This window comes from Ferrovibrio sp., assembly GCF_036381655.1.
Taxonomy (GTDB): Bacteria; Pseudomonadota; Alphaproteobacteria; order Ferrovibrionales; family Ferrovibrionaceae; genus Ferrovibrio.
The window spans coordinates 38,642-51,929 of record NZ_DASVCJ010000012.1; the positions used below are offsets into that span (position 1 = coordinate 38,642).

Consider the following 13,288-nt stretch of genomic DNA (forward strand, 5'->3'; position numbering starts at 1 on the left):
CCGGGGATGATCGGCTGCAGAGGATCGCGCGTTTCGCGCCTGGCGACCCTCGTCGTCGCATTTTTGGCCGTTGTTTTCTGCGCCTCGCTGGCCATCGCGGACGGCCAGCGGATTCGCGACGTCGTGGTCGAGGGCAATCAGCGCATCGAGGTCTCGACGATCGAGAATTACCTGACGCTGCATGCAGGGTCGACTTATACCGGCGCCGAAGCGGACAAATCGCTGAAGGCTCTTTTCGCCACCGGATTGTTCTCAGACGTCAACCTGGCCTTGCAGGGCGACACGCTCGTTGTCCATGTCACCGAGAACCCCGTGGTCAATCGCATTCTGCTTGAGGGCAATCGCCGAATTCAGGCGGATCAGATCCGCAACGAGCTGCAGCTGAAGCCGCGGCAGGTCTACACCCGGTCGAAGATTCAGGCGGATACGCAACGCATCCAGCAGATTTACCGACGCTCGGGCCGTTTCGCCGCTACGATCGAGCCCAAGGTCATCCAGCTTCCGCAAAATCGCGTCGATGTCGTTTTCGAGATTCATGAAGGGGCGTTGACCGGCGTCAGCCGTATCCGCTTCATCGGCAATCGGCGCTTCAGCGATTCCCGCTTGCGCGAGGAGATCCAGACGAAGGAATCGGCTTGGTGGCGTTTCCTGAGTTCGGATGACAGCTACGATCCCGACCGGCTGACCTTCGACCGCGAGAAGCTCCGGAAGTTCTATCTCAGCAAAGGGTATGCGGATTTCCGCGTCATCAACGCCGTTGCCGAGCTGCTGCCCAATCGCGAGAATTTCATCATCACCTTCACCATCGAGGAAGGCGAACGCTACAAGTTCGGCAAGATGGACATCGTCAGCGACCTGAAGGGCGTCGATATCGAGCAGCTCAAGCCGCTGATCACTACCAAGACGGGGGAGGTCTACAACGCCGATCAGGTGGAGGATACGGTTCAGGCGATTACCACCGAACTCGGCAATAAGGGCTACGCATTCGTCGATGTGCGCCCCGAGGTCAAGAAGGACCTGGAAAAGCGCATCATCGACGTGACCTATACGATCGGCGAGAGCCCGCGGGTTTTCGTCGAGCGCATCGACATTGTCGGCAATGTTCGCACTCTCGATAAGGTCATCCGCAGGGAATTCCGCCTTGCCGAAGGCGATGCATTCAATGCGGCCAAGCTGCGGCGTACTCGGACCCGGCTGCGCGGCCTCAATTTCTTCGACAAGGTGGAAATCAACCAGAGCCGGGGCAGTGCGCCTGATAAGGTCGTTCTGACCACCGAGGTGACGGAGAAATCGACCGGCGAATTGTCCGTCGGCGTCGGCTACTCGACGACGGAAAGCGTGTTGGGCGACATCTCCATCCGGGAGCGCAATCTGCTGGGCCGCGGACAGGATCTGCGTTTGGGCTTCAGCTTGTCGACCCGCCGTCAGCAGGCCGATCTGGGCTTTACCGAGCCGTATTTCCTGGATCGCGAATTGGCGGCAGGCTTCGACTTGTCGCGGCGCCGGACCGACTATGAACGCCGGAGCAGCCTTGACGAGACCACCACGCTGTTCTCGCCGCGCATGTCCTACCCGATCACCGAACATCTGTCTCAGCAGGTCTTTTATCGAATCAGACATGACGAGATAAGCAATATCGATTTCAGCGCTTCCCGCTTCATTCAGGCGCAGAGGGGCGGAACCGTTACGTCGTCGATCGGGCATGCACTGACATACGATCAGCGCGATGACCGCATAGAACCGACCGGCGGGTACCTGCTGCGTCTGGCTCAGGAAGTGGCGGGACTTGGCGGCACCGAATATTTCGTCAAGAACGTTCTGACCGGTTATAAGTACTTCTCGGTGGCCGAGGATGTTGTCCTGTCGCTTGGCGCAGAAGCAGGAATAATCAACGGCCTGAGCGACGAGGTGCGCCTGCCAAACCGCTTCTTTATCGGCGGCGATTCCTTCCGTGGCTTCGCCCAGGGCGGCATTGGCCCTCGGGATATAACGACGGATGACGCGCTCGGTGGCCAGAGATACTATAAGGGCTCTGCCGATCTGAGTTTCCCCATCGGGTTGCCGAACGAATTCGGCATCAAGGGGATATTGTTTACGGAGGTTGGCTCCCTGTGGGATACCTCCGATAGCGGCCCGGAGGTCGCCGACGATTCAAGCCTGCGCATGTCGGCCGGTACGGGCGTGCAATGGAAGTCTCCGCTTGGCTTGATCCGCGTCGATTTGGGCGTTCCCATTATCAAGAAGGACTACGATGAAAGGGAACTCGTCCGGATCAATTTCGGATCACGATTCTAACAAGGTGCAGAAATAAATGTCTTTGATGAAGAGGGTTTTGCTGTTGATCGCGGTCCTGGCCGGACCGGTGTTGATCGGTACTGCAAGGGCGCAGACCGCAGCAAAGGTGCCGCCGGCGATCATAGCCGTGATTGATTCGCAACGGATCAACCGGGAGGCCGCTGCATTGAAGAATGCGCGCCAGCAGCTCGAGCAGTACCGGGCCGGCTTCCAGTCCGAAATCGCGAAGGAAGAAGAAAAGCTGCGGAACGAGGAGCAGGAGATCTCTCGCCAGCGATCTGTCGTCACGCCGGAAGTCTTCCAGCAGAAGCGGCAGGCCTTTCAGGGAAAGGTCGTTGATCTGCAGAAGCGGATCCAGGAACGGTCCCAATCGCTTGAGAAGATGCTCAACAGCGTCCGCGATCAGGTTACTGTCCAGGTGGTCGACATCCTGAAGGAACTGGCAACCGAACGCGGGTTCAATTTTGTTCTGGATCGGGCGCAAGTCCAGCTTTTCGTTGGCGACAGCATCGATATAACGCCAGAGGTGCTGAAACGGCTCGACAAACGGTTGCCGACGGTCAAGGTGGCGTTGCCCAGCGGGAAATGAGCGATGGCTGATCCGCGCTTCTTCGAGCGGGCAGGCCCTTTCACGCTGGGCGAGTTGGCGGACCGGATCGGCGCCAAGCTGGCCGCTTCTGAAAAGGCGACGCAGCTTGTGGCGGATGTCGCTTCGCTCGATCAGGCCGGGCCCGACCAGATCACCTTCCTCGACAATCCGAAATACGTGGCGGCTTTTGCTGCGACGAAGGCTGGCGCCTGTATCGTCCATCAAAAACATGCCGGTTCGGCGCCAGTGGGATTGGCGCTTCTGGTGTCGCCGAATCCATATCTAAGTTACGCCCGCGCCGCCCAGCTATTCTACCCGCCACCGCGGCCGGTGGCTGGCATTCACCCCACGGCGGTCATCGGGGCAGACGTCAAACTCGCCCCCGATATTTCTATTGGTCCATTCACCGTGATCGGCGATGGCGCCGAGATCGGCAGCGGGGCGTCGGTAGGGGCGAGCTGCCATATCGGACGGAATGTGGTCATCGGGTCAGGATGCCGGATCGGCCATTCCGTCACCCTCACCCATTGCCAGATCGGCGCTCGTGTGACCCTGCATCCGGGGGTGAGGATCGGACAGGACGGGTTCGGCTTTGCCCCGGACCCTTCCGGCCATGTCAAGGTGCCTCAGCTTGGCCGGGTTCTGATCGGCGATGATTGTGAGATCGGCGCCAACACGACGATCGACCGTGGCTCCGGCCCCGATACGGTCATCGGACCGGGGTGCTGGATTGATAATTTGGTGCAGATCGGGCACAACGTGACCCTCGGGCGTGGTTGCATTGTTGTGGCGCAAGCGGGAATTGCAGGGTCGACGCAGCTCGGCGATTTCGTGGTTCTTGCGGCCCAAAGCGGCATTGCGGGCCACCTTAAGTTGGGTACGGGAGCGCGCGTCGGGGCCAAGGCGGGCGTTATGACTGATATCCCAGCCGGGGAAAGCTTTGTCGGCATCCCTGCAACCAAAGTGAAGGAGTATTTCCGCCAAGTCGCCACTCTGCGGCGGCTAGCGCAAAAGAAGGGCACAGATAATGAGTGAAACCCAAGCCGGGGCGAGCGCAGGGACCGTCGAGATTCTCCGTATCATGGAGATGATCCCGCATCGGTATCCGATGCTGCTGATCGATCGCGTTATCGATATGCATGCCGGCAAGAGCGCGGTCGGGGTCAAGAACGTCACCATCAATGAGCCGCAGTTCACGGGGCATTTTCCGACCCAGCCGGTGATGCCAGGGGTGATGATCGTCGAGAGTATGGCGCAAACGGCTGCCGTACTGGTTGTCTACACACTGGGCAAGGAAGCCGAAGGGAAGCTGGTCTACTTCATGACGATCGATGAAGCCAGGTTCCGTAAGCCGGTCACCCCTGGCGACCAGATGCACATCCATGTCACGGCCCTGAAACAGCGCGGTCCGGTCTGGAAATTCGAAGGCAAGGTTATGGTCGAGGGCAAGTTGGCGGCGGAAGCCATTTTCTCCGCGATGATCCTCGATAAGTGACGGTATGACATTCATTCATCCAACGGCAATCGTCGAAGACGGGGCTCGGCTCGGCAACGATGTTCGCATTGGCCCCTACTGCCATATCGGCTCCGAAGCCGAATTGGGCGACGGCGTCGAACTGGTCAGTCATGCCGTGGTTGCCGGCATTACGAGTATCGGAGCCGGAACACGGATATTCCCCTTCGCGTCCATTGGCCATCAGCCGCAGGACCTGAAATACAAGGGCGAGCGCTCGCGGCTGATCATCGGCCGCAACAATGTCATCCGCGAAGGCGTGACGATGAATCCGGGCACTGAGGGCGGCGGCATGCTGACCCGGATCGGCGATGGATGCCTGTTCATGGCGGGCGCGCACGTTGCCCACGATTGCCAGCTTGGCAACAATATCATCATGGCGAACAACGCCACCTTGGCGGGGCATATCGAACTCGGCGATTTTGCCTTTGTCGGCGGTCTTGCCGCGATCCATCAGTTCTGCCGTATCGGGCCGCATGCCATGATTGGCGGCATGTCGGGTGTCGAGCAGGACGTGATTCCCTATGGCATGGTGATCGGCAACCGCGCCCATCTGACGGGCTTGAATCTGGTTGGCCTGAAGCGCCGTGGATTTGGGCGTGACGAGATCGCCGGCCTGCGCGCTGCCTATGACCTGCTGTTCGGAAAGAACGGCACCTTCGTGCAGCGGCTGGATGATGTAGCCGCGAAGTTCACGGAGATTGCGCCGGTGCAGGAGGTGGTTTCCTTTATCCGCAATGCCTCCAAGCGGGGCATTTGCCAGCCTCTGGCGGATGGCACAGCCGCTGCCTAAGCTTGGACTGATTGCCGGTGGCGGACAGATCCCGGCACTGGTGCGGGACATCTGCAGCGAGCAGCGGCGTGAGCTGTTCATCGCGGCATTGAATGGATTCTGCGATCCGGCAACCATCGCCGGCGCCGACCACGACTGGTTCGACCTGCCGCGGGTCGGCCGGCTTCTGAACGCTCTGCACACTGCCCGTGTCGAGCAGGTCTGCCTTTGCGGGCGAGTCTCGAAGCCGGATTTCGCAACCTTGAAGCCGGACTGGAAGGGCGCCCTGCTGCTGCCGAAGATCATCAAGGCGGCCAGGTTTGGCGACGACGCCATTCTTCGGGTTGTGGTCGAGGTTTTGGAGAAGGAGGGCTTCGGCGTCGTCGGCGTCGAACAGATTGTCTCGGATCTTCTTGTCCAGAACAGGCCATATAGCGGGCAGGCGCCAACTGCATCTCAATGGGCGGACATTCGCATCGGCATAGCCGCGGCGCGGGAATTGGGACGTGCAGATCGCGGACAGGGTGTGATCGTATCTTCCGGCGTCGTTGTCGCCCAGGAAGATGATGCCGGCACTGACGCAATGTTGCGCCGAATGAAAGATGAAGCTTCGGCAAGACAGGGTGTGCTCGTTAAATGCGCCAAACCTCAACAGGATCGCCGCGTCGATCTGCCGACGGTCGGGGCCACGACGATTGAAAATGCTGCGGCAGCAGGATTGGCGGGGGTTGCAGTGGAAGCGGGGGCTGCTTTGATGGTGGATGCAGCAGGAACCGCAAGCGCTGCAGACAAGTTTGGCCTGTTTCTGATCGGCTTCGATGGCGATGGCTGAGGATCGTCCGCTCCGGGTCGCATTGATCGCTGGAGAGCCTTCGGGTGACGTCCTGGGGGCCGGCCTGATGAGGGCGTTGCGGCAGCTTACGGACGACCGCGTGGTCTTCAGCGGGGTTGGCGGCGCGCAGATGGTGGAGGAGGGGCTGGCCAGCTTGTTTCCCGTTGCCGACCTGGCCGTGATGGGGCTGGTTGAAGTCTTCCCGCGTATCCGCTTGCTGCTGCGTAGAATCGACGAAACCGCCAGGTTGCTGCAGGCCGATCCGCCGGACATAGCGGTCACGATCGACAGTCCGGGATTTACCCGACGGGTCGCGCAGAAGCTGCTGGTGCGCAGCTTTCCGCTGCTTCATTACGTTGCGCCGACGGTATGGGCCTGGCGGCCCGGTCGCGCGAAGCGCCTGGCGAAGCTTTACGATCACTTGTTGGCATTGCTGCCTTTCGAGCCGCCGTATTTTCAGGCGGTGAATCTGCCAACGACTTTCGTCGGGCATCCTGCGGTCGAAACGCTGGCGAAGGCCCGCCAGGCCGAGGAGGTATCGGCTCGGGAAGGGCGTGGCTTTCGACACCGCCATCAGATTCCGCCGGAGCGGCTTTTGCTGGCCGTTCTGCCCGGCAGCCGCAGGGGAGAGGTCAGCCGCCTTCTGCCCATCTTCACGGAAGTTCTCCGACAGCTGAAAAGCAGCGGGCTTGATCTCCATCTTTTGATACCGACCGTCGAGACCGTCGCCGATACGGTGAGGGCCGCTGCCGCCTCATTGCCCTTTCCGGCGACCATTCTCGGCACGGCGGCGGAGCGCTATGGCGCCATGATTGCTGCGGATGCGGCTTTGGCCGCTTCTGGGACCGCTACGCTCGAGCTTGGCCTAGCAGGCACCCCGACTATATTGGCCTACAAGGTCCATCCGCTTACGGCGGCTATCGTCCGGCGGCTGATCCGTACCCCGTATGCCGGCTTGGTCAACATCTTGCAGAGGCGCGAGATCATGCCTGAGTTTGTGCAGGAGAGGTGCCGGGCGGATTTCATTCTGCCGGCAATGCATCAATTGCTGACCGACCCGCTTGCCCGGCAGACGCAAAAAGATGGCTGCGCCGCGGTTGCCGCTCAGCTGGGGGGAGATGAGGAAGAGCCACCGAGCATGCGGGCGGCAAAAGTGGTGTTAGCTCTGGCCGCCAAGCGGTTGCCATCTCGCGAAACTTGAGGATCGATAGCGGTCATCGCCGATCATAGGAGAATAGAGACATGAGCGAAGTCCAAAGCACCGTCACATCCACAAATGACGAAAGGGCGGCACCTTATCAGATGCTGCACACGATGCTGCGCGTGCTCGATATCGACAAGTCGTTGGATTTTTACGTCAACAAGATGGGCATGCGGCTGCTGCGGAAGAAGGACTATCCGACGGGCGAATTCACCCTGGCTTTTGTCGGCTATGGCGACGAGAGCGATCATGCCGTCATCGAGCTTACCCATAACTGGGGACAGAAGGAGCCGTATACGATCGGTAGCGGCTTTGGACACATAGCCATCGGCGTGCCCGATATTTACGGGCTCTGCGAGAAGCTGCAGCAGGCCGGCGTCAAGATTCCCCGCCCGCCGGGGCCGATGAAGCATGGCGGTTCGGTGATCGCCTTCATTGAAGACCCGGATGGCTACAAGATCGAGCTGATCGAACGTAAACCCGCCTGAAATGGCAATAAAAAAAGCCCGGCATGCCAGGCTTTTTCATATTCATCCGATGGGGTCAGAAGCGGGTTGCGATCCACGTCGCTCCAACCATCACGGCCGTCAACCACAGCCAGAAATGCGGGCGACGCAATAAGGAGCGCGGTGCCCTCCGGTTGTCGTTGGCAGCCGGCGGCATTGTCAGAAAACCGGGTCGAAGCCAACCGTAGCCTGTCGCCTGGCGACCCGATGACGGTTGACCACCCTGTATTTCCGCTCCCTTGCGCATCGGCCCGCCTCCCATCGGCGCCGTTTCCTTTCAATAAAACGACGATCAGGAGCGCTTGTCGAGCGGAATAAACGGCCGCTTCGGCGATCCAGTGAAGAGCTGACGCGGGCGGCCGATTTTCTGCGCCGGATCCTCGATCATTTCGTTCCACTGGGCAATCCAGCCGACGGTCCGCGCCAGAGCGAACAGGGCGGTAAACATGGCGGTCGGGAAGCCCATCGCACGCAGGATGATGCCGGAATAGAAGTCGACGTTCGGATACAGCTTCTTTTCGACGAAGTAATCGTCCTCGAGCGCAATGCGCTCCAGTTCCATCGCCAGCTTCAGCAACGGCTCGTTCTTGACGCCCAGTTCGTCCAGCACCTCATAGCAGGTCTGGCGCATCACCTTGGCGCGCGGATCGTAGTTCTTGTAGACGCGATGGCCGAAGCCCATCAGGCGAAAGCCGGAATTCTTGTCCTTAGCCTTCTTGATCGCTTCTCCGACCTTGTCGACCGAGCCGATCTCCTCCAGCATCTTCAGCACGGCTTCATTGGCGCCACCATGGGCCGGACCCCAGAGGCAGGCGATGCCGGCGGCAATGCAGGCGAAGGGATTGGCGCCGGACGAACCGGCCAGACGCACGGTCGAGGTCGACGCATTCTGCTCGTGATCGGCATGCAGAATGAAAATGCGGTCCATGGCCTTGGCCAGGACCGGGCTGACCTTGTATGGCTCCGCCGGCACGCCGAACGTCATCTGCAGGAAGTTCTCGGCGTAGCCGAGATCGTTGCGCGGATACATGAACGGCTGACCGACCGAATATTTGTAGGCCATCGCCGCAATCGTCGGCATCTTCGCGATCAGCCGATGCTGGGCGATCATGCGTTGATGCGGATCGTCGTAGTCCGTCTGATCGTGGTAGAAGGCGGACAGCGCACCGACCACGCCGCACATGACGGCCATCGGATGCGCATCGCGGCGGAAGCCGCGGAAAAGGAAGTGGATCTGCTCATGCACCATCGTATGCATGGTGATGGAGCGCTCGAACTCGGCGCGCTGTTTCGCGTTGGGCAATTCGCCGGTCAGCAGCAGATAACAGGTCTCAAGAAAGGTCGAATGCTCCGCCAAATCGGCGATGTCGTAGCCGCGATACAGCAGGATGCCCTGATCGCCGTCGATATAGGTGATCTTGCTTTCGGTGCTGGCAGTCGACGTGAAACCCGGATCGTAGGTGAAATATCCCGATTCTGCGTAAAGCTTGCGGATATCAATCACCGAAGGACCAACCGTTCCTTCGAGGACCGGGAGGCTGATGGTCTTGCCGGTATTCGGATCGTTGAGCGTAACAGGCTTTTTGCCGGCGGTCATAAGGCTTACCCCCAGGGTTGAAATAACGCATCTAGTTGCAGTGCCAAGAATTATAGGGCGCACCTCGGGACCGAGGAAAGCCTTCGCACCGGCAAAATCATTCGACAAAAGCAGTAGCAACATCTTGTCGCTCGTACTGATCGCCGCGTTATTGCAGCGTGACATTCCTCGTTCGGGACAGTTTGCGCCGATTGCCGGGATCGCTGGCCGCTTCGTTGCCTGTTGGTCGGTTGTGATACCGTAGCGGCAGCCTGTGCCAGGAAGAAATCTGGTTCACCTTGGCGCCATCCCGCTGTGAGGGACGGGCAGCCGGATAAGGGGCGCCCGAAGGTTCCCGGGCGGGAGAAGGCCTCTTTAATGAAGATGAATGGGGAAGTTTTTAATGATCCCTGGGAGGGCATGCTCGCGAGTCGGGATCAAGGGAGAAATGTTCTCTTTATATTCTCATACTGTCGGTTCCCAGCTGGCCTGCCGGGGTGAGAAAATACAGCCCGGACGACGAGGGAATCGGCGTCTTTTCGCTGGCGCGAAAACTTCTGCAAAAAGCCGATAAATCCCGCTTGACCCTGCAAGTCCCTCAGAGTAGTTTCCGCCCCGCGATTCGACGGCGGTGGTAGGGGTTCAACCTAGACGCGCTGGTCGATGAACGGCCAAGGCCTCCGTAGCGCTCACGTCGAGGCTGGGCTTACGCAAGAGACATACTGACCCCTCTCCGCGGCCGATGGGCCGTAAGGATGGGTCTGGAGCGAAAGTTTGAGGCGGGCCGCCAGGTTGGAAGACCGGTGGTGGTTCGCCTCGGATCGTTTTTGTTGGACCAACCTGGCGGAGTTCTGACTCGTATGCCGACGATCAACCAGCTTATCCGGAAGCCTCGCGCGCCGAAGCCCACCCGCGACAAGGTGCCCGCGCTGCAGGAATGCCCGCAGCGTCGCGGCGTTTGCACGCGCGTCTACACGACCACGCCGAAGAAGCCGAATTCCGCGCTTCGTAAGGTTGCCCGCGTGCGCCTGACCAACGGTTTCGAGGTCACCAGCTACATTCCGGGTGAGGGCCACAATCTGCAGGAACACTCGGTGGTGATGATCCGCGGCGGCCGCGTCAAGGACCTGCCGGGCGTCCGTTACCACATCATCCGCGGCGTGCTCGACACGCAGGGCGTCAAGGATCGCAAGCAGCGCCGTTCGAAGTACGGCGCCAAGCGTCCGAAGTAATCCAGGAGAGACTCGATGTCGCGTCGTCACGCTGCCGAGAAGCGCGAAATTCTGCCGGACCCGAAGTTCGGCGATGTCGTGCTGACCAAGTTCATGAACATGCTGATGTACGAGGGCAAGAAGTCGGTCGCCGAGGCGATCATCTATGGCGCCCTGGACCGCATCAAGGCCAAGACCGGCAACGATCCGGTCAAGCTGTTCCATGATGCGCTGAACAATGTGCGCCCGCAGATCGAAGTGCGCTCTCGTCGCGTCGGCGGCGCCACCTATCAGGTGCCGGTCGAAGTCCGTCATGACCGCGGCCAAGCCCTGGCGATCCGCTGGCTGATCTCGGCGGCTCGCGGTCGCGGTGAAAACACCATGATCGACCGTCTGTCGGGCGAATTGCTGGATGCCGCCAATGGCCGCGGCGGTTCGGTAAAGAAGCGCGAAGATACCCATCGCATGGCCGAGGCCAACAAGGCCTTCTCGCATTACCGCTGGTAATGGCCATTTAGAGTACCCGGAGATCGTCATGCCTCGCACGACCCCTTACGAGCGCTACCGCAATATCGGCATCATGGCCCACATCGATGCCGGCAAGACCACCACGACGGAGCGCATCCTCTATTACACCGGTCGGTCGCATAAGATCGGTGAAGTCCACGACGGTGCTGCCACCATGGACTGGATGGAGCAGGAGCGCGGCATCACGATCACTTCGGCTGCCACGACCTGCTTCTGGAACAACCACCGCATCAACATCATCGACACCCCGGGACACGTCGACTTCACCATCGAGGTCGAGCGCAGCCTGCGCGTGCTGGACGGTGCGGTCTGCCTGTTCGACGGCGTTGCCGGCGTTGAGCCGCAGTCCGAGACGGTGTGGCGTCAGGCCGATAAGTACGGCGTGCCGCGCATGTGCTTCGTGAACAAGCTCGACCGTATGGGCGCCAATTTCTTCCGCTGCGTCGACATGATCGTCGATCGCCTGGGCGCCACCCCGCTGGTCACTACGCTGCCGATCGGTTCGGAAGCCGATTTCAAGGGCGTCGTTGATCTGGTCCGCAATCGTGCGATCATCTGGAAGGACGAGAGCCTCGGTGCCGAGTTCTTCTACGATGAGATTCCGGCCGACCTGAAGGAACAGGCTGCCGAGTGGCGCCAGAAGATGATCGAGGCGGCGCTCGAGGTGGATGACGCGGCGCTGGAAGCCTATCTCGAGGGCAACGAGCCCGACGAGAAGACGCTAACCGCTTGCATCCGCAAGGGGACCATCGCCAGCAAGTTCGTGCCGGTATTGTGCGGCTCGGCCTTCAAGAACAAGGGTGTTCAGCCGCTGCTGGACGCGGTCATCGATTATCTCCCGTCGCCGGTTGATGTCGACGCCGTCAAGGGCGTCAAGCCGGGCACTGACGAAGAGATGATCCGCAAGACCTCGGACGATGAGCCGTTTGCCGGTCTGGCATTCAAGATCATGAACGACCCGTTCGTCGGCTCGCTGACCTTCGTGCGCATCTATTCGGGTGTTCTGGAGGCCGGTTCGGGCGTGCTGAATACCGTGAAGGAAAATCGCGAGCGTATCGGCCGCATGCTGCAGATGCATGCGAATACCCGCGAAGAGATCAAGGAAGCCCGCGCCGGCGACATCGTCGCGCTGGCCGGTCTGAAGAATACCACCACGGGCGATACGCTGTGCGATCCGAACCATCCGATCGTGCTGGAGCGCATGGAGTTCCCGGATCCGGTCATCGAGGTCGCGGTCGAGCCGAAGACCAAGAATGATCAGGAGAAGATGGGCATCGCCCTGAATCGCCTGGCGGCCGAGGATCCGTCCTTCCGCGTCTCGGTCGATCACGAGAGCGGCCAGACCGTGATCAAGGGCATGGGCGAGCTCCATCTCGAGATCATCGTCGACCGCATGAAGCGCGAGTTCAAGGTTGAGGCCAATGTGGGCGCCCCGCAGGTGGCCTACCGCGAGACTCTGACCAAGGTCGCCGACATCGACTACACCCACAAGAAGCAGTCGGGCGGTTCGGGTCAGTTCGCGCGCGTCAAGATCAAGTTCGAGCCGCAGGAGCCCGGCGCCGGCATCACCTTCGTCAACGAGGTCGTCGGCGGCAACGTGCCGAAGGAATACATCCCAGCAGTCGAAAAGGGCATCCGCTCGGTTGCCGAGAGCGGCGTGCTCGCCGGCTTCCCGGTCATCGATTTCAAGGCCACCCTTTATGACGGTGCCTACCACGACGTCGACTCGTCGGCGCTCGCCTTCGAAATTGCCGCCCGGGCTGCGTTCCGTGAAGTCGCCCCGAAGGCTGGCGTCAAGCTGCTTGAGCCGATCATGAAGGTCGAAGTGGTGACCCCGGAAGAGTTTGTCGGCGACGTGATGGGCGATCTGTCGTCCCGCCGCGGTCAGCTGACCGGCACCGAGCCGCGCGGCAACGCGCAGGTCATCAACGCCATGGTGCCGCTGGCCAATATGTTCGGCTACGTGAACAACCTGCGTTCGATGACGCAGGGGCGCGCCCAGTACACCATGACGTTCGATCATTACGCCCAGGTGCCGCAGAACGTGTCCGACGAAGTCGTCGCCAAGATGGCCGGTTAAGACACGAGCGGTAGAGACAGAATAAGAGATAGCGGAGAAGTCAGATGGCCAAGGCAAAGTTTGAGCGTACGAAACCGCATTGCAACATTGGGACGATTGGTCACGTTGACCATGGGAAGACGTCGCTGACGGCGGCGATCACGAAGGTTTTGGCTGAGACGGGCGGGGCGTCGTTTACGGCGTAT

13 protein-coding genes are annotated in these 13,288 nt (G+C 60.4%); 12 read left to right on the top strand and 1 reads right to left on the bottom strand.

What is annotated here, in order from left to right; genetic code table 11:
* The first annotated feature begins 6 nt into the window (after positions 1 to 6).
* The 8 genes from bamA to gloA are packed head-to-tail and all read left to right on the top strand — an operon-like array spanning position 7 to position 7,690.
* A complete protein-coding gene (bamA, locus tag VF194_RS02650) occupies positions 7 to 2,295 on the top strand; it encodes an outer membrane protein assembly factor BamA (RefSeq protein ID WP_330887751.1) in 2,289 nt (762 codons plus the stop codon).
* 16 nt (positions 2,296 to 2,311) lie between these two features.
* Complete coding sequence (locus VF194_RS02655; RefSeq protein WP_330887752.1) at positions 2,312 to 2,884, top strand: OmpH family outer membrane protein; 573 nt, start codon at positions 2,312 to 2,314, stop codon at positions 2,882 to 2,884.
* Between the two features lie 3 nt (positions 2,885 to 2,887).
* A complete protein-coding gene (lpxD, locus tag VF194_RS02660; RefSeq protein ID WP_330887754.1) occupies positions 2,888 to 3,919 on the top strand; it encodes a UDP-3-O-(3-hydroxymyristoyl)glucosamine N-acyltransferase in 1,032 nt (343 codons plus the stop codon).
* Entirely contained in the window at positions 3,912 to 4,379 is a 468-nt protein-coding gene (gene fabZ, locus VF194_RS02665; RefSeq protein ID WP_330887756.1) for a 3-hydroxyacyl-ACP dehydratase FabZ, read from the top strand. The genes lpxD and fabZ overlap by 8 nt, the downstream gene beginning before the upstream one ends.
* A 4-nt stretch (positions 4,380 to 4,383) precedes the next feature.
* Positions 4,384 to 5,190: an acyl-ACP--UDP-N-acetylglucosamine O-acyltransferase gene (gene lpxA / locus VF194_RS02670; protein WP_330887759.1), complete on the top strand. Its 807-nt coding sequence runs from the start codon at positions 4,384 to 4,386 to the stop codon at positions 5,188 to 5,190.
* Positions 5,171 to 6,001, top strand: coding sequence for an LpxI family protein (locus VF194_RS02675; RefSeq protein ID WP_330887761.1), 831 nt, complete (start codon positions 5,171 to 5,173; stop codon positions 5,999 to 6,001). Before lpxA ends, VF194_RS02675 begins: the two co-directional genes overlap by 20 nt.
* Positions 5,988 to 7,202, top strand: coding sequence for a lipid-A-disaccharide synthase (lpxB, locus tag VF194_RS02680; RefSeq protein ID WP_330887763.1), 1,215 nt, complete (start codon positions 5,988 to 5,990; stop codon positions 7,200 to 7,202). Before VF194_RS02675 ends, lpxB begins: the two co-directional genes overlap by 14 nt.
* 41 nt (positions 7,203 to 7,243) lie before the next feature.
* On the top strand, positions 7,244 to 7,690 hold the full coding sequence (gene gloA, locus VF194_RS02685; RefSeq protein WP_330887765.1) for a lactoylglutathione lyase: 447 nt from the start codon (positions 7,244 to 7,246) through the stop codon (positions 7,688 to 7,690).
* A gap of 310 nt (positions 7,691 to 8,000) precedes the next feature.
* Here gloA and gltA read toward each other — a convergent pair whose 3' ends face one another.
* The gene (gene gltA, locus VF194_RS02690; protein ID WP_330887767.1) at positions 8,001 to 9,305 is read right to left on the bottom strand and encodes a citrate synthase; all 1,305 of its coding nucleotides are present in this window, start codon (positions 9,303 to 9,305) and stop codon (positions 8,001 to 8,003) included.
* An 839-nt stretch (positions 9,306 to 10,144) separates the two neighbouring features.
* Between gltA and rpsL the strand changes: the two genes are divergently transcribed.
* From rpsL to VF194_RS02710, 4 genes are all read left to right on the top strand, one after another.
* Positions 10,145 to 10,516, top strand: coding sequence for a 30S ribosomal protein S12 (gene rpsL, locus VF194_RS02695; RefSeq protein ID WP_330887769.1), 372 nt, complete (start codon positions 10,145 to 10,147; stop codon positions 10,514 to 10,516).
* A 15-nt stretch (positions 10,517 to 10,531) separates the two neighbouring features.
* Positions 10,532 to 11,002: a 30S ribosomal protein S7 gene (gene rpsG, locus VF194_RS02700; RefSeq protein WP_330887771.1), complete on the top strand. Its 471-nt coding sequence runs from the start codon at positions 10,532 to 10,534 to the stop codon at positions 11,000 to 11,002.
* 28 nt (positions 11,003 to 11,030) lie between these two features.
* The gene (gene fusA / locus VF194_RS02705; RefSeq protein WP_330887773.1) at positions 11,031 to 13,103 is read left to right on the top strand and encodes an elongation factor G; all 2,073 of its coding nucleotides are present in this window, start codon (positions 11,031 to 11,033) and stop codon (positions 13,101 to 13,103) included.
* Between the two features lie 44 nt (positions 13,104 to 13,147).
* Positions 13,148 to 13,288: GTP-binding protein (locus VF194_RS02710; RefSeq protein WP_330887489.1), on the top strand; the 141-nt coding region annotated here is incomplete at its 3' end.

Excerpts from the sequence above, each read along its gene's own strand:
- bamA (WP_330887751.1), top strand. The coding sequence starts at position 7 with ATGATCGGCTGCAGAGGATCGCGCGTTTCGCGCCTGGCGACCCTCGTC.
- VF194_RS02655 (WP_330887752.1), top strand. The coding sequence starts at position 2,312 with ATGTCTTTGATGAAGAGGGTTTTGCTGTTGATCGCGGTCCTGGCCGGA.
- lpxD (WP_330887754.1), top strand. The coding sequence starts at position 2,888 with ATGGCTGATCCGCGCTTCTTCGAGCGGGCAGGCCCTTTCACGCTGGGC.
- fabZ (WP_330887756.1), top strand. The coding sequence starts at position 3,912 with ATGAGTGAAACCCAAGCCGGGGCGAGCGCAGGGACCGTCGAGATTCTC.
- lpxA (WP_330887759.1), top strand. The coding sequence starts at position 4,384 with ATGACATTCATTCATCCAACGGCAATCGTCGAAGACGGGGCTCGGCTC.
- VF194_RS02675 (WP_330887761.1), top strand. The coding sequence starts at position 5,171 with ATGGCACAGCCGCTGCCTAAGCTTGGACTGATTGCCGGTGGCGGACAG.
- lpxB (WP_330887763.1), top strand. The coding sequence starts at position 5,988 with ATGGCGATGGCTGAGGATCGTCCGCTCCGGGTCGCATTGATCGCTGGA.
- gloA (WP_330887765.1), top strand. The coding sequence starts at position 7,244 with ATGAGCGAAGTCCAAAGCACCGTCACATCCACAAATGACGAAAGGGCG.
- gltA (WP_330887767.1), bottom strand. The coding sequence starts at position 9,305 with ATGACCGCCGGCAAAAAGCCTGTTACGCTCAACGATCCGAATACCGGC.
- rpsL (WP_330887769.1), top strand. The coding sequence starts at position 10,145 with ATGCCGACGATCAACCAGCTTATCCGGAAGCCTCGCGCGCCGAAGCCC.
- rpsG (WP_330887771.1), top strand. The coding sequence starts at position 10,532 with ATGTCGCGTCGTCACGCTGCCGAGAAGCGCGAAATTCTGCCGGACCCG.
- fusA (WP_330887773.1), top strand. The coding sequence starts at position 11,031 with ATGCCTCGCACGACCCCTTACGAGCGCTACCGCAATATCGGCATCATG.